The 15,304-nt window shown below is 72.9% G+C and carries 15 protein-coding genes and 2 pseudogenes; 8 read left to right on the forward strand and 9 right to left on the reverse strand.

The features are described from left to right. Nucleotides 1-20: 20 nt before the first annotated feature. The 4 genes from LWP59_RS22435 to LWP59_RS22450 are packed head-to-tail and all read right to left on the reverse strand — an operon-like array spanning nucleotide 21 to nucleotide 2,349. A complete protein-coding gene (locus tag LWP59_RS22435; RefSeq protein WP_144642125.1) occupies nucleotides 21-521 on the reverse strand; it encodes a winged helix-turn-helix transcriptional regulator in 501 nt (166 codons plus the stop codon). Between the two features lie 50 nt (nucleotides 522-571). Next, nucleotides 572-1,003: a hypothetical protein gene (locus LWP59_RS22440; RefSeq protein ID WP_144642124.1), complete on the reverse strand. Its 432-nt coding sequence runs from the start codon at nucleotides 1,001-1,003 to the stop codon at nucleotides 572-574. A 3-nt stretch (nucleotides 1,004-1,006) separates the two neighbouring features. Continuing rightward, a complete protein-coding gene (locus LWP59_RS22445) occupies nucleotides 1,007-1,408 on the reverse strand; it encodes an STAS domain-containing protein (RefSeq protein WP_144642123.1) in 402 nt (133 codons plus the stop codon). Nucleotides 1,409-1,452: 44 nt separating this feature from the next. Further along, nucleotides 1,453-2,349, reverse strand: coding sequence for a DMT family transporter (locus tag LWP59_RS22450; RefSeq protein WP_144642122.1), 897 nt, complete (start codon nucleotides 2,347-2,349; stop codon nucleotides 1,453-1,455). Nucleotides 2,350-2,545: 196 nt separating this feature from the next. On the opposite strand from LWP59_RS22450, the gene LWP59_RS22455 reads away from it, so the two are divergent. Next, complete coding sequence (locus tag LWP59_RS22455; protein WP_308431675.1) at nucleotides 2,546-3,415, forward strand: SDR family oxidoreductase; 870 nt, start codon at nucleotides 2,546-2,548, stop codon at nucleotides 3,413-3,415. Nucleotides 3,416-3,561: 146 nt separating this feature from the next. Beyond that, complete coding sequence (locus LWP59_RS22460; protein ID WP_229857207.1) at nucleotides 3,562-3,822, forward strand: hypothetical protein; 261 nt, start codon at nucleotides 3,562-3,564, stop codon at nucleotides 3,820-3,822. A 119-nt stretch (nucleotides 3,823-3,941) separates the two neighbouring features. Here LWP59_RS22460 and LWP59_RS22465 read toward each other — a convergent pair whose 3' ends face one another. From LWP59_RS22465 to LWP59_RS22475, 3 genes are all read right to left on the reverse strand, one after another. Continuing rightward, the gene (locus tag LWP59_RS22465; protein WP_144642121.1) at nucleotides 3,942-4,547 is read right to left on the reverse strand and encodes a hypothetical protein; all 606 of its coding nucleotides are present in this window, start codon (nucleotides 4,545-4,547) and stop codon (nucleotides 3,942-3,944) included. 79 nt (nucleotides 4,548-4,626) lie between these two features. Beyond that, nucleotides 4,627-5,238, reverse strand: a complete 612-nt coding sequence (locus LWP59_RS22470; protein ID WP_144642120.1) for an RNA polymerase sigma factor — start codon at nucleotides 5,236-5,238, stop codon at nucleotides 4,627-4,629. A gap of 45 nt (nucleotides 5,239-5,283) precedes the next feature. After that, nucleotides 5,284-5,601, reverse strand: a complete 318-nt coding sequence (locus LWP59_RS22475; RefSeq protein ID WP_144642119.1) for a hypothetical protein — start codon at nucleotides 5,599-5,601, stop codon at nucleotides 5,284-5,286. Nucleotides 5,602-6,083: 482 nt separating this feature from the next. Between LWP59_RS22475 and LWP59_RS22480 the strand changes: the two genes are divergently transcribed. Then, the gene (locus LWP59_RS22480; RefSeq protein WP_144642118.1) at nucleotides 6,084-7,157 is read left to right on the forward strand and encodes a reverse transcriptase family protein; all 1,074 of its coding nucleotides are present in this window, start codon (nucleotides 6,084-6,086) and stop codon (nucleotides 7,155-7,157) included. Between the two features lie 27 nt (nucleotides 7,158-7,184). Here LWP59_RS22480 and LWP59_RS22485 read toward each other — a convergent pair whose 3' ends face one another. After that, nucleotides 7,185-8,276, reverse strand: coding sequence for a ScyD/ScyE family protein (locus tag LWP59_RS22485; RefSeq protein WP_144642117.1), 1,092 nt, complete (start codon nucleotides 8,274-8,276; stop codon nucleotides 7,185-7,187). Nucleotides 8,277-8,468: 192 nt separating this feature from the next. On the opposite strand from LWP59_RS22485, the gene LWP59_RS22490 reads away from it, so the two are divergent. Then, entirely contained in the window at nucleotides 8,469-9,437 is a 969-nt protein-coding gene (locus tag LWP59_RS22490; RefSeq protein ID WP_144642116.1) for an ATP-binding cassette domain-containing protein, read from the forward strand. Continuing rightward, entirely contained in the window at nucleotides 9,434-10,237 is an 804-nt protein-coding gene (locus tag LWP59_RS22495) for an ABC transporter permease (RefSeq protein ID WP_144642115.1), read from the forward strand. Before LWP59_RS22490 ends, LWP59_RS22495 begins: the two co-directional genes overlap by 4 nt. A 500-nt stretch (nucleotides 10,238-10,737) precedes the next feature. Here LWP59_RS22495 and LWP59_RS22500 read toward each other — a convergent pair whose 3' ends face one another. Continuing rightward, nucleotides 10,738-11,784, reverse strand: coding sequence for an alcohol dehydrogenase catalytic domain-containing protein (locus tag LWP59_RS22500; RefSeq protein ID WP_144642632.1), 1,047 nt, complete (start codon nucleotides 11,782-11,784; stop codon nucleotides 10,738-10,740). A gap of 149 nt (nucleotides 11,785-11,933) precedes the next feature. Here LWP59_RS22500 and LWP59_RS22505 point away from each other — a divergent pair. The 3 genes and pseudogenes from LWP59_RS22505 to LWP59_RS22515 all read left to right on the forward strand — a co-directional run. Further along, a pseudogene (locus tag LWP59_RS22505) lies at nucleotides 11,934-14,303 on the forward strand (molybdopterin oxidoreductase family protein). Further along, nucleotides 14,300-14,782, forward strand: coding sequence for a hypothetical protein (locus tag LWP59_RS22510; protein ID WP_144642634.1), 483 nt, complete (start codon nucleotides 14,300-14,302; stop codon nucleotides 14,780-14,782). Before LWP59_RS22505 ends, LWP59_RS22510 begins: the two are co-directional and overlap by 4 nt. 270 nt (nucleotides 14,783-15,052) lie before the next feature. Then, a pseudogene (locus LWP59_RS22515) lies at nucleotides 15,053-15,255 on the forward strand (cytochrome P450); the annotation flags it as partial. Between the last annotated feature and the right edge of the window lie 49 nt (nucleotides 15,256-15,304).

Raw genomic sequence — 15,304 nt, forward strand, 5'->3', positions numbered from 1 at the left:
GTCAAGGACCGCGCGGTGGGTCAGGCGACGGAGAACCGCCGCTGGATGTCAGGGCGCTGCTTGAGCCGCTCCGGGTAGCCGGGGCCCATCCGGATCTTCGTGTCGGCGGCGCGCAGCGGCTCGCCGCACTGGGCGCAGACGACCTCGGCGTGGGTCTCGTGGCCACAGGTGCGGTGGTGGAACACCACCGGCGCGCCCTCCTCCCCCGCGAGCCACCGGTCGCCCCAGCGGGTCATCGCGGCGAGCACGCCGAAGAAGTCCTTGCCCTTCTCGGTCAGCACGTAGTCGTGGCGGACGGGGTCGCGCTGGTAGGGCTGCTTCTCCAGCAGGCCCTCCTCGACCAGCCGCCGCAGCCGGTCGGCGAGCGTGTTGCGGGCGATGCCCAGCGCCTGCTGGAACTCGTCGAACCGGCGGATGCCGTAGAAGGCCTCGCGCAGCACCAGGGGCGTCCACCAGTCGCCGAGCAGGTCCATGGTCCGGGCGATGGAGCACGGCCAGTTCGCGAACGAAGTCCGTTTCATCAGGCCAGGATAGGCGAGTCCAAGCGAGAAACTCGGCAGGTCGCCCGCCCCTAGTTCGGCGATCGGGCCCCCGGTTCGAACGGGCCGAGCACAACCCCGCCCGGCAGCGCGCCCGGCACCCGGCTCGCGACCAGCGCGACGTCGGCCCAGAACGTGACGCCACGGCGCCACCGCCGGACACCGGAGTCCCGCGCCAGGTGCCGGACCAGCAGCGCGCCGATGTCCGAGCCCAGCGACCGGGGTACCGCACGCTCGTCGTCGACCTCGATCCGCAGCCGGTTGCCGGTGCGGTAGGACAGCCGGACCTGCGCGGGCCGCCCGCCGCGGCACACGTGGTTCGCCAGCTCCTCCAGCACGACCACCACGTCGAGCACCGTGTCCTCGGTCCACTCGCCGGTGAGCACGCTGCGCGCCCACGTGCGCAGCTTCCCTGATGCGGTACCGCGGGTGGTGGTCCTGGCCGGCACCGAGTCGCCCGTCACGGCTCAGTCCCGGTCGACGCCGAGCCTGGCCAGGGCCGCCTGCTGGCTCTCGTGCGTCGAGAACAGGCCCCACAGCCCGGCCGCCCGCAGCACCCGCCGGACCGGCTCCGGCACGACCAGTTCCAGCGGCACGCCCGCGACGTCGGTGCGCCGCTGCAGGCTCACCAGCAGATGGAGCCCGCAGGAGGCGCAGAAGGAAACCCGGGACAGATCCACGACGAGCGCCGCGGTGTCCGACGCCGGCTCGTGCTCCACGGCGCGGTCGAGGTTGGCGACGCTGGCCCAGTCGATCTCGCCGACCGCCATCACGCGGGTCACCGCGGCCGGGCCGCGCACCACCGTGACCGCCAGGCCGTCGCCGTTCGTCGTCTCACCCGGCTCACGCAGGTCACGCTGGAAAACCACGGCACTCCTCCCGGCAGTCGACTGTCGCACCCGGACTCCCGACGCTACGACTCGACCGACAATGAATCAACCGAGCCGGTCGGGGCCTCGTCGTCGCGGTCGTTCGACTGCAACAGGGGCGAGCGGGCCAGCAGCACGGTGCTCGCGACGATGGCCGCCACCCCGGCCAGATCGGCGGCGAACCAGGCGCCGCCCCGCACGTGCTCACCGAACACCGCCACGCCCCAGCCGACCGCCGCCAGCGGGTTGGACAGTGTCAGGCCCGGCTGCGACGCGACCAGCCGGCCCGCCCGGAGTGCGTTCTGCAGCAGGAAGAACCCCGCCGGCCCGGCGACGAGCAAGGCATACGTCTGCCACGCGCGGAACCCGTTGCCCGCGGCGAACTCCGCGGTCAGGCCGGAGACCAGCGCCGCGGTGAAGCCGAACCAGATCCCCGCCGCGACGCCGAGGCAGGCGGCCCGCCGCTCGCGCCGGAGCCGGTGCCCGGTCAGCACGAGCGCGGCCACGACGGCGGCCGTCACCCCGCACCCCAGCGCCCACTGCCCGCCCGAGGCGGCGCGCGGGTCGCCGCCGGACGGGGCCAGGGAGACCAGCAGCAACGCCACGCCGCCGCTCATGCCCAGGATCGCGATCCACTCCCTGGCGTGCAGCTGAGCGTGGAACACGACGCTCGAGAGCAGCAGCGTGAACGCCAGCTCGACGATCAGGATCGGCTGGATCAGCAGGATCGGCCCGGTCGCGAGCGCCGCGACCTGCAGGGCGAACCCGGTCAGGATCGAGCCGATGCCCCCGAGCCACGCGGGCTGGCGGACCAGGTCCAGCAGGATCTTCAGCGACAGCGCGCCATCCTCGGGCTCGTTCCGCGCGGCCTTGCGCTGCAGCACCGATGCGGCGGCGTTCGCCATCGCGGCGAGCACGGCCAGCACCACACTCAGCGCCATCCGGCCACCTTTCCCTCGCGACAGGCCGGGGTTACCCGTCCAGGTGACTCCGTACGCCTGAGCAGCCGGGATTAGCCGGACGAGGACCGGGTACGCCCACCCCTCGAACACGAAGGGAGGACCGGCGTGGGCGAACGGGTGGTCGTGGTGACGGGCGCGACCGGGGGCATCGGCCGGGCGACGGCACGGAGGTTCGGTGCGCGCGGGGACCGGGTCGCGGTGCTGGCCCGGGGCGGAGGGGCTCGAGTCCGTGGCCACGGAGATCGAGGAGGCCGGCGGGCGGGCGCTGCCGGTTCCCGTCGACACCGCGGACTTCGCGGCGGTCGACGCCGCCGCGACCCCGATCGAGGTCTGGGTCAACGACGCCTTCACGTCGGTCTTCGCGCGCTTCACCGACATCGCGCCGGAGGAGTTCAAACGCGTCACCGAGGTGACCTACCTCGGCTTCGTGCACGGCACCCGGGCGGCGCTGGACCGGATGCTGCCGCGCGGGCGCGGGACGATCGTGCAGATCGGCTCCGCCATGGCCTACCGCGGCATCCCGCTGCAGACCGCCCACAGCGGCGCGAAGCACGCGATCCAGGGCATGCACGAGGCGCTGCGCGCAGAACTGTTGCACGACAAGGCAAACGTGCACGTGACGATGGTGCAGCTGCCGGCGGTGGACACCCCCCAGTTCGACTGGGTCACCTCGCGCCTGCCGCACCGCGCCCAGCCGGTGCCGCCGATCTACCAGCCCGAGGTCGCGGCGAAGGCGATCGTCCACGCCGCGGACCACCCGCAGCGGCGTGAGTACTGGGTCGGCGCGAGCACCGTGGGCACCCTGCTCGGCGACAAGATCGCGCCGGGGCTGCTGGACCGCTACCTCGCCCGCCCGGCTTCAGGTCGCAGCAGACGGGGCAACAGCGCGACCCCGGGCAGCCGGAGAACCTCTGGCATCCGGCCGACCGCGCCCGCGACTTCGGCGCCCACGGCCGGTTCGACGAGCGGGCCCACCCGCGCAGCCCGCAGGTGTGGGCGTCGCAGCACCACGGCCTGCTCGCCGCGCTGGGCACGAGCGCGCTGACCGGCGGCCTGCTGGCGTGGCTGCGGCGCCGCTGACCGGAAGCCGGGCGGCGTTTTCCTCGGTGCCCGCGGCGGCCTTCACGACTGCGGCCCTTACCCGGACCGGTGGTGGCACACTGGGCCGCACAGGCCAGGGAAGGAACGCGGATGAGCGACGACCCGACGCAGTCCAGGGAACCCGCGGTGATCGAGGGAGAGCTGGTGCAGCCGATCCCGGCCGACTACACCGAAGCCGGGGTGCCGACCTTGGACTTCGTTCGCGACCGCATCGAGCGCCGGGCCGCCACCGCCGACGGTGCGACCGAACTCGCGGGCGAGCCGACCTCGATCGACGAGCAGATCGCGGAGCGCGACCGCGCGGCCCGCGAGAAGCTCGAGCAGATCCGCCGCTCGGTGCGCGGCGACTGAGTTCCCCGCGGGGAAGGTGGACGAGCGGCGGGCATGGGGGGCGGTGCCCGCCGCTCGTCCGGTAGCGGCGGCTCCCACTGGAAGAAGGGCCGGGGAGCCGCCGCCGCTGGGGGGCGCTGTCAGTGGCCGGGCGGGCCACCGGGATGCGCCGGATGGTTCTTGTCGGAGTGCTTGCCGGTCGAGGGCTTGTCCGGGTGCTCGGGCTTGGCGGGCTTGCCCTCCTTGCCCGCAGGGGAGGGATCCGCAGGGGTGAGCGGGGCCGCGCTGGTGCTGCTGCCCACGCCGGCCGCCCCGACCGTCCCCTGCCCGGCCGGGGCGGCCGTGGTGGCTGTGGCGCCCGGCGTGCCGACGGACGCCTGACTGGTGGGAGGCGGCGCGGGCGCCTCGTTACCCGGGCGCAAGGGCGGAACGCCCGTCACGGCGGCGAGCGCGACCCCGCCCACCGCCACGGCGCCGACGGCGACGGCCGCGATCTTCACCGTCAGCACCTGTGCCACCACGGTTCTGAGCGAGCCTCGCCGGGCCTGCGCGACCGGTGCCAGCCGGGTGGCCCGGAACGCCGCGACGGCGGCCGCCTCGCCTGCCAGCTCCCGTTCGGCAGCGGGAGCGGCCGCCACCGACAGCAGTTCGCCCAGTGCGTCCGGCACCCCCACAGGCTTCGGCCCGCCGCGGAGCAACTGCTCGGCGGCGTGCCGGTCGACGTGACGGGGTGGGTGCGCGCTCATCTCAAATCCTTCAGCGTCGCGGGCCGCGAAAGTGTCACTTCCGGCGGCAGGTTTTTTCCCGATCCGGCATCGGCGCAGGTCAGTGGCCCTGTTCGAGCTGCTCGGCGAGCTTGCGCAGACCGCGGTGGGCCGCCATGCGCACCGCGCCGGGTCGTTTGCCGAGCACCCGGGCGGCGCCTGCGGCGTCGAGCCCCACGACCACCCTCAGCAGCACGGCCTCGGCCTGGTCGCGGGGCAGTCGGGCGATCAGCGCGAGCGCGGCGCCGGTGGTGAGCGCGTCGACGGCGGAACCCGCGGTGTCGTCGGGCGCCCGAAGCCGGGCCAGCTCCTCGGTGGCGCCCTCCGCGACGGGTGCCCGGCGCCTGCGGCGCAGGTGGTCCATGGCCCGGTTGCGGGCGATCGTCGCGGTCCAGCCGCGGAACCCGTCGGCATCGCCCCGGAACGCCCGGATCCCCTTCGCGATCTGCAGCCACGCCTCGGACGCGACGTCCTCGGCGTCGTCGCCCACCAGCACCCGCAGGTACCGCAGGAGGCCGGGCTGCAGGCTGCGGTAGAGGCTCCGGAACGCGTCCTCGTCGCCGTGCTGCGCCGCGGCCAGCGCGGCACGCAGGTCCGGTTCGCCGGGCTCCCGCCGGAGCGGATCGTCGCCGGAGCCATCGCTGAAAGCGGCCACGCTGTGCACCCGCGACATCCTGAGCCATCACCCTGGCGAGCGGAAGCCCGCCCCGCCGGAGCGTCAGGCCGCGGGCGAACCGGTCAGGATGTCGTCGGGCAGCGCGAGCAGCTCGTCGAGCACGTCGCCGGCGGCGCCGCGACAGTGCCAGAGGGTCTTGCTGGGCGCGAGGAGGTCCTGCTCGTCGGCCGGCACGCGCAGGGCGGTCGCGTCGTTCTCGGCGTCGAGGCGCAGAATGTCGATGACGGTGCCGTGCGGGCGGACCCCCACCACAGCGACGATGGCGCCGTCGGAGTCACGAGGATGGATGAAGCGGTACCCGCGCCCGATGAGGTCCATCAGCCGGGTTTCGACCGAACCGGTTTCGTCCGTGGAGCACATCGTCGAATTCGCCGTCCTTCGTGCCCGCGAGGTCCGCGGTGGTGCGCTGGTTCCCGGAGTGACTGAAGTGCACGTGCATCTTGCAGCCAGCAAGCTACCACCGGCGACTGCACGGGTAAATGCACGTGCTGGGTGCACGTGCATCTCGGGTAGAAAACTCCGGTTCCGTTTTCCTCGAAGGAGCGGTTTCCACCCTGCCGAGATGCCGAAAGTGGTAACGGAACGTGATACAACGGGCGAAAGTCGCCCGTTACAGGAGCTAAGGGTGAGCTTTCTGGTCCGATCGGGTGGTTGCCGGGACCGCCCTGCCGGCTTCACCCGAACCGCCGCGGGATGCTCGGAAGTTCCGTAAGGTGGCGTCGGCGACGCGGAGGTGAGCAGGTGGATCACCACCCCCTCCGGGGCAACCCCGGGGAGCTTCAGGACACGCAGGTATGGCGCCCCACGCGAACGCGGCACGCTTCGCGTACAGAACCGCGCGGATGAACGGAGAAAAGGTCACCTCCGTGTCGCCCCTCGGGCCGAGGCCGGTCTGGCGCTCGCCCGTCCCGCGCTGGACCACGTTCGACGACTGTGCCGCCGCGCTCGACCTCACCCCGGGCGAGCTCGCCTGGTTCGCCGACGCCCGGTCCTGGAACCGCCGCGCGGGCACCGCGCTGCGGCACTACCGCTACCGCTGGCTGGCGACCGCGGGTGCCGGGATCCGCCTGCTGGAACAGCCCAAGCCGCGGCTCGCCGAACTGCAGCGGCGGGTGTGCCGGCACGTCGTCGGCGCGCTGCCGGTCCACGAAGCCGCGCACGGGTTCCGCCGGGGCCGCTCGGCCATCACGTGCGCGGCGCCGCACGCGGGCCGCGCACTCGTGGTCCGGATGGATCTCGAAGGATTCTTTCCCGCGGTGTCCGCGCGGCGGGTCCGGTCCCTGCTCGAACTCGCCGGATATCCCGCCGCGGTGGCGGCCGCGCTCGCCGGCATCCTCACCACCGCGGCGCCGGTGGACGTGCTGGCCGCCGCCCCGGACGGACGGCGCGACCCGGCCCGCACGCGGCTGCTGAACAACCTCGCCTCGACCCATCTGCCGCAGGGCTCGCCGTCGGCACCGGCCGTGGCGAACGCCGTCACCCATCATCTCGACCGCCGGCTGGCAGGCCTCGCCCGGACGCTCGGCGTGCGCTACACCCGCTACGCCGACGACCTCGCGTTCTCCGGCGACGCGACGTTGCCGTTGCACCGGTTGCTTCCCGGGGTGCGGCTGATCGTGCGGGACGAGGGCTTCCGGCTGCGCGAATCGAAGACGTCCGTGACCGGCACGCACCAGCGGCAGCGGATCGCGGGGCTCGTGGTCAACAGCTCCCCCGCCGCCGCCCGGCCCGACTACGACGCGCTCAAGGCCCTGCTGCACAACCGCGTCCGCACCGGGCCGCAGCCGCAGAACCGCCTGTGCCACCCGGACTTCCGCGCGTACCTGCTGGGCCGCATCGGCTGGATCGCGGCCTCCCACCCGCGCCGCGGCGAGAAGCTGCGGGCATTGTTCGACCGGATCAGCTGGCAAGGCTGACCCGGCCGGACAACACCTCGAGAGCCGCTACGACCGGATGCGCACGACGCTGCCGAGACCTGCGGGGCAGGCGCCGCAGTTCGACACGTACGCGTCACCGCCACGGAAGGTCAGGCCGCCCGGCAGGATCAGGTTCTGCGACACGATCTGCCGCGAACCGTGCTCGCCCACCCGGATGAGGGCACCGGACGGGTCCTGGTCCGCCGTCAGCAGACCGTTCTGCGCGATCTCGAGGACATACAGCTTCCCGTCGTGGAAACCGATGTCGATGATGTTCGTGAATCCCTGTGCGTACACCTGGGGCGCGTGTCCCGGCACCACGCGGTACACCCGCGCCGCGCCCTTCGGGAACGGGAAGCCCGTCAGCTCGCCGACGTAGAACGCGCCGTCGGGGCCACGCACGACCGAGGTCGGAACCGCCTGCATCGGGACTTTCATGCCCGGCGCCGTGCCGGGCATCGGCGGGGCGTCGACCATGCGCAGCGGGAAGACCGCCAGCGTGGAGATCTTTCCCTCGTCGGAAACCCAGAGCAGTGAGTTTCCGCCCGCATCCGCGACCGCCTGGCCGCCCGGCAGCGCGAGCACCGAGTTCGGGTTGCTGTTGATCTCGATCTTGTCCGGGTCGGCCTTCGCCTCGTAGCCGGCGACGTCGGTGGCCGGTCTGCCGTCACGCAGCAACCAGCCCATCTTCTGCCCGGTCGCGGGCAGGCCGGGGCGGATGGCGCCGGGGTCACCGCCGAGGCCGAGCGTGACGTACATGTTTCCCTTGCCCTGGAAGGAAATGTCCGAGGGCCCGATCGCCTGCGCGCCACCCGGGGCGGCCAGCGACGGCAACCCGGTCAGCACGCGGGTCTGGTGCCCGCGGTCGATCTTCGTCACCGATCCGCTGGTACCGAAGCAAACCGTGTCGCCTTCGGGGCCTCGGATGCAGGGTGCGGTGCCGCCGCTGCCCGACTCGGCCACGTAAAGCGCGCCGTCAGGCGAGAAAGCGAGCCCTCTGGGCTCGTTCAGTCCACTGGCGACCGTCGTCTGCTGTGCGCCACCGGCCGCCGCGGTCGCCGGCACCAGGGCCACCGCGAGCGCGGCGGCGACTGTCAGCAAGATCCGGGTTGTTCTCATGGGCACGTCCTTTCACGACGTTGTGCCCCCTGGGAAAAGACGAGTCGATAAAGGTCCGCGTTACGAGAACTACTCCGGGTCGTGATCCGGGCGCGCCCCGCGGGCGAGACGCAAGTCGGGGAAAAACCCTGACGTTTTTGTCGGTGCCTGGTCCTATGTTGTCCTCACCACCGAAGCAAGGGGGAAACCACCATGACGCAGCCGGAGCCGGGCATCGCCGTCCGGGCACGCGCGCTGGTCAAGAGATACGGGCAGACGCGCGCGCTCGACGGGGTGGACCTGGACGTCCCGGCCGGGCAGGTCCTCGGCCTGCTCGGCCCGAACGGCGCCGGGAAGACCACCACCGTGCGCATCCTGACCACACTGCTGCGCCCGGACTCGGGCGCCGCCTGGGTCGCCGGGCACGACGTGCTCGCCGACCCGGACGCCGTCCGCCGCGAGATCGGCCTGTCGGGCCAGTACGCGGCGGTCGACGAGAGCCTCACGGGGTTCGAGAACCTGTACATGGTCGGCAGGCTCTACGGCCGCCGCAAGGCCGCCGCCCGTTCGCGGGCACGGGAGCTGCTCGCGCGGTTCCAGCTGGAGGAGGCCGCGGACCGGCCGGCGAAGGGCTATTCCGGCGGGATGCGCCGGCGCCTCGACCTGGCCGGCGCGCTCGTCGGCGAGCCTGCCGTGATCATCCTCGACGAGCCCACGACCGGTCTCGACCCCGGCGGGCGCCTCGACACCTGGCAGGTCATCAAGGAGCTCGTCGCGGACGGCACGACGGTGCTGCTCACCACGCAGTACCTGGAGGAGGCCGACCAGCTCGCGGACATCATCGTGGTGATCGACAAGGGGAAGGTGATCGCGCGCGGCACGGCCGATGAGCTCAAGGCGCAGAGCGGTGGCGAACGGCTGGAGCTGGTGGTCGCCTCGGCCGCGGATCTGCCGGTCACGCTGCAGGTGCTCCGCGAGGTCGGGTCGGGCGAGCCGAGCGGGGACGAGCACACGCGTCACGCCGAGATCCTCGTCGACACCGGCCCGAAGGCACTCATCGAAGCGTTGCGCAGGCTGGACGCGGAACAGATCACGGTGCAGGACGTGGGCCTGCACCGGCCCACCCTCGACGACGTGTTCCTGTCGCTGACCGGGCACGGGGCGAGCGAGGAGGCACGGTGAACGCGATCACCAAAGGGCTTTCCGACGGGGGCGTCATCACCTGGCGCAACCTGATGAACGTGCGGCGCAACCCGGACTGGCTCATGGCCGCGACGCTGCAGCCGATCATGTTCGTGCTGCTGTTCGCGTACGTCTTCGGCAACGCGATCGGCGGGGACGCCGGTGGCGCGGCGTACCGCGAGTTCCTCATCGCGGGGATCTTCGCGCAGACGGTCGCGTTCAACTCGGCGTTCACCGTGCTGGGCTTCGCCAACGACCTGCAGAAGGGCATCATCGACAGGTTCCGCTCGCTGCCGATGTCGCGGCTCGCGGTGATTCTCGGCCGCACGACGTCGGATCTCGTGGTGAGTGTCGTCGCGCTGATCGTGATGTCGCTGTGCGGGCTGCTCGTCGGCTGGCGCATCCGCGGCAGCGTGCTCGACGCGGTGCTCGGGTACCTGGTGATGCTGATGTTCGCGTGGGCCCTGTCGTGGGTCGGCGCGCTCATCGGGCTGGCGGCGCGCAGCGTCGAGGTGGCGCAGAGCGCGGGGCTGATCTGGATGTTCCCGCTGAGCTTCATCTCCTCGGCGTTCGTCCCGCTGGACAAGCTGCCCGGGGTCCTGCGGGTGCTCGCCGAGTGGAACCCGTTCACCGCGGTCATCAACGCGACGCGGGACCTGTTCGGCAACCGGTTCGGCGCCCCACTCACCGGCTGGCCCGCGCAGCACGCGGCGCTCTACTCGGTGCTGTGCTGCGTGGTGATCATCGCGGTGTTCGCCCCCTTGACGACGGCGCGCTACCGCCGGGTGGCGAGCAAGTAGGGGATTCGAGGGCAGGGAGGGGTGGTGCTTTTCGGGGCCTCGGGTGGCGGTCGGTCGGTCGGGTCGGTCGGGGGGTCAGGGGCAGGGCTGCGTGGCGGCGGGCCGGGTGACCAGGTGGCAGCCGTGGGGGCAGCCCCCTGCGCCGCCTCCACGACCACCCCACCCGGCCAGCCGGGCTCGCGGCGGCCACCGCTCGCCCCACCCGGCCGCGGGCACACCCGGCGGCCATCGCCCGCACGGCCGCCGCCCGCCCCGCACGGCCGACCCCGCCGCCGCGGGCACACCACCCGCTCAAGCGCCCGCCCGCCCGGCTGCCACCGTCCGCCCGGGCACGCCGCCCGCACGGCCACCGCTCGCCCCGCACAACGCCCGCACACCACCCGCCCGCACGCCACCCGCCCGCACGCCACCCGCCCGGCCGCCCGGCCCACCCACGACCCGGCCCGGCCGCGACCGGGCCCGTCCGGCGCCGGCCGGCGGCCGGGCCCGGCCGCCGGGCCTCAGCCCGGCGTGATGACCACCTTCAGCGCCTGGTGGTCCGCCGCGTTGTGAAAGACCTCGTAGGCCTCGTCGATCCCGGCGAAGGTGAACCTGTGCGTCCCCATCTTCTCGGCCGGGATGCGGCCGCTCGCGACCATCTTCAGCAGCGTCGGGATGGACACCGTGTCCACCAGCCCCATCGTGAGCGTCACGTTGTGGATCCACAGGTCCTGCATCGGCAGCGCCACCGGCGCCCCGTGCACGCCGATGTTCGCGACGTGCCCGCCCGGGCGGACGACGGCCGCCGCGGTCAGCAGGGTCTCGGGGTAGCCGACGGCCTCGATCGCGACGTCCACGCCGAGCCCGTCGGTCAGCGCGAGCACCTCGCCGACCGCGCCGGGCCCGGCCTCCACCGTGTCGGTCGCGCCGAACTCGCGGGCCTTCTCGAGCCGGAACTTGTTGGAGTCCAAAGCGATCACCCGCGAAGCGCCCCACAGCCCGGTGGTCAGGATCGCCGCGAGACCGACCGCCCCGGACCCGACGACCGCGACGGTGTCGCCCGGGCGCACCTGCCCCGCCAGCACCCCCACCTCGTACCCGGTGGGCAGCGAGTCGGCCAGGAAGATCGCCTGCTCGTTCGTCACGTCCTCCGGCACCTTGTAGAGCGACGTGTCGGCGTAGGGGACCCGCACGTACTCCGCCTGCGTGCCGTCGATGAGGTGCCCGAAGATCCAGCCGATCCCGCCGACGGTCTGGCAGTGCGAGGGCATGTTCCGCTGGCAGTACGCGCACCGCCCGCACTTGGTCACCGCCGGCACGAGGACCCGGTCCCCCACCGCGAAGCCCTTCACCGCCTCACCGGTCGCGGTCACCGTGCCGACCGCCTCGTGCCCGAGGATCCGCCCGTCGGTCACCGCCGCGACGTCGCCCTGCAGGATGTGCAGGTCGGTGCCGCAGATCGTCGTCGTGTCGACCTTGACCACGACGTCCGTGGCCTCCTGCACACGCGCGTCGGGAACGTCCTCCCAGGCCTTCTCACCAGGGCCGTGGTACACGAGCGCCTTCATCGCCACCTCCACGTTTTCCCCAGAACGCTAGGGGCGGGCGGCGCGGGCGCGGGTCGCAAAAAGAGACACCCCGGTCCTGCCCCGGTTTCGCGCGCCGACCTGCGGGTAGCCCGGGCGCAGGAGGTGGCCCGGTGGCACGACGGGACGGGATCACGCAACCATGGGGATCGCGCACCCCCTACGGCCCGGGCGAGGACTGGCCGGCGCGGGTCGACAGCAGGCTCGCCGAGGGCGTGGATCCGGGGGAAGTGGACCGCTGGGTGCGCACGGCCGCCGTGCTGCATTCGAACGGCGACGGGCTGGACCTGGCCGTCAAGGACGGGCGCATCGTCGGCGTCCGCGGCCGCACGGACGACCGGGTGAACCGCGGGCGGCTCGATCCCAAGGACCTGTTCGGCTGGCAGGCCAACCACTCCGCCGACCGCCTGGGCACCCCGCTGGTCCGCGACAACGGCAGGCTGGTGGAGTCCACCTGGGACGAGGCGATGGGCCGGATCGTGCCCCGCAGCAAGGAACTTCTCGCCGAGCAGGGGCCGAGCGCACTGGGCTTCTACACCAGCGGACAGCTTTTCGCCGAGGAGTACTACACGCTCGGCGCCATCGCGCGCGGGGCGATCGGCACCAACCATCTCGACGGCAACACCCGGTTGTGCACCGCGACCGCGGCGCGGCGCTGAAGGAGTCCTTCGGCTGCGACGGGCAGCCCGCCTCCTACTCCGATGTGGACCACGCGGACGTGATCGCCCTGTTCGGGCACAACGTCGCCGAAACACAGGCCGTGCTGTGGGACCGGATGCTCGACCGGCTCGCCGGACCGCGGCCGCCGACGCTGCTGTGCGTCGATCCGCGCGAGACCCCGGGTGGCGCGCGCCGCGACGCTGCATCTCGCACCGCTGCCGGGCACCAACGTCGCGCTGATGAACGGCATCCTGCACGAGATCATCGCCCAGGACCGGGTCGACCACGACTACGTGCGCCGCTGCACGGTCGGCTACGACACGCTGGCCGCGATGGTGGCGGACTACCCGCCCGAGCGGGTCGCGCCGGTCTGCGGGCTCGAAGCGGAGGAAATCCGTGCCGCGGCGAGGCTTCTGGGTTCGGCGGAACGGCTGCTGTGCACGGTCCTGCCGGGTTTCTACCAGTCCCACCAGGCCACCGCGGCGTCCGTGCAGGTGAACAACCTCGTCCTGCTGCGCGGCATGCTCGGCCGGCCGGGCTGCGGCGTGCTGCAGATGAACGGCCAGCCCACGGCGGAGAACACCCGCGAATGCGGTGCCGACGGCGATCTCACCGGTTTCCGCAACTGGGCCAACGACAGCCACGTCGCCGAGCTGGCCCGGTTGTGGAATGTCGACCCGCTGCAGATCCCGCACCACTCCCCGCCCACGCACCTGATGCAGATGCTGCGGTACGCCGAGAACGGGACGCTGCGGTTCTGGTGGATCTCCGCCACCAACCCCGCGGTTTCGCTGCCGGAGCTGCACCGGGTGCGCTCGATCCTCGCGCAGGAGCGGCTTTTCGTCGTGGTCCAGGACGGCTTCCGCACCGAGACCGCGGAGTTCGCCGATGTGGTGCTGCCCGCCGCGATCTGGGGCGAGAAGACCGGCACCTTCACCAACGCCGACCGCACCGTGCACCTGTCCGAGAAAGCCGTGGAGCCACCGGTCAGGCGAAGGCTGACCTGGACATCTTCCTCGACTACGCGCGGCGGATGGACTTCCGCGACCGCGACGGCAACGCCTTCCCGCCGTGGCACGACGCGGAATCCGCCTTCGAGGCCTGGAAACGCGCGTCCGCCGGGCGCCCGTGCGACTACACGGGACTGAGCTACGCCAAGCTGCGCGAAACCAGCGGCGTGCAGTGGCCTTGCGACGCCGAACACCCCGACGGCACCGAACGGCTCTACACCGCCGGGCGGTTCTTCGCACAGCCGGACTACTGCGAGGACTACGGCCGCGACCTGGTCACCGGGGCGCCGACCGAACCGCAGCGGTACCGGGCGATGAACCCGGACGGCAAGGCCATGCTCAAGGCCGCCGAACACCTGCCACCGCACGAGCCACCCGGCGGGGAACACCCGTTCGCCCTGATCACCGGCCGCACCCTCTACCACTTCCACACCCGCACCAAGACCGGCCGCACCCCGCAGCTGCAGGAGGCGGCGCCGGAGGTCTGGGTCGAGATGTCCGCGCGCGACGCCGAACGCCACGGCCTCGCCGAAGGGGACCTCGCCGAGATCAGTACCCCCCGCGGCTCGGTCCACGCCCGCGTCCGGGTGGGCGGCATCCGCGACGGCGTGCTGTTCCTGCCCTTCCACTACGGCTACTGGGACACCCGGGGACCCGGCCGGGGACAAGGGCGGGCGGGCCGCGAACGAGCTGACGATCACCGGCTGGGACCCGGTCTCCAAGCAACCCCTGTTCAAGAGCGGCGCCGCCGCGATCGCCAGGGCGGGCACCGCGGAGCCGCCACCGGAGGCGAGCGCGCCGACCGCCGTCGAGGAGGCGCTGCCCCGATGAAGATCGGACTCGCCCTGCGCGAACTGCACCGCGCCGAGACCGCCCTGACGCGCGAGCTGCTCCGGCTCTCCGACCGGCACCACGCCGAACACGAGATCCACCACGTGGCGCGCGACCTCGCCGGCTGGTCGCAGTGCCACGCCGCCCGGCTCGCCGACGCCGCCCGCGGCTACGACGTGCACCTGCGGTCCGAAGCCCCGCAGACCTCGGGCCTGCTCGGGCCGCTGCGCACCACGCTCAGCGACCTCACGCGCGGGCGCGACGAGCCCGGACTGCTGTTGCTGGCCGACCTCCGGCGGCTGCACCGGCGGATCGCCGGTGTCCCACTGGACTGGGAGCTGCTGGCGCAGGGCGCGCAGGCCGTCAAGGACGGGGAGCTGCTCGACCTGGCCACCGCCTGCCACCCGCGGACCCTGCGTCACCTGGCCTGGTCCAACGCGATGCTCAAGACCCTCTCGCCGCAGGTCCTGACGAGCTGACGCTCAGCCGGCCGGGGCGGCGGTCACCCGTGGTTCGGTGGAGCCGCCCGCGGGGCCGCGCCCGCGAACAGCAGCGCGACGCCCGCGCCGATGCCCAGCACCAACCGGAAGCGGCACCAGCGTCAGCACCAGCCCGATCGCGCCGAGGCCCGCCGCCGTCCGGAACAGCACGTGCCGGTCGGCGCGTTCGGCGAGGAACGCGACGGGGGCGCGCCGCCCAAGCTGGGCGACGCGCTCGTCAGGGCGGTCGCCGAGCCGAGCCGCCGCGCGGACATCGAGATCGCCGGGCAGACGATCCGCGCGGGCGAAGGCCTGATCCTGGCCAACGACTCGCGAACCCGGACGCGGCGGTCTTCCCCGAGCCCGACCGCCTCGACCTGCCCCGCGACGCGCACCGGCGGGTGGCGTTCGGGTTCGGCGTGCACCAGTGCCTCGGCCAGCCGCCGGCCCGGCTCGAGCTGCCGGTCACCTGGTGATGCGGTGCCGAATCCACCACCGCGCTCCACAGTGGACGATGCGGGC

Source organism: Amycolatopsis acidiphila (assembly GCF_021391495.1).
Taxonomy (GTDB): Bacteria; Actinomycetota; Actinomycetes; order Mycobacteriales; family Pseudonocardiaceae; genus Amycolatopsis_E; species Amycolatopsis_E acidiphila.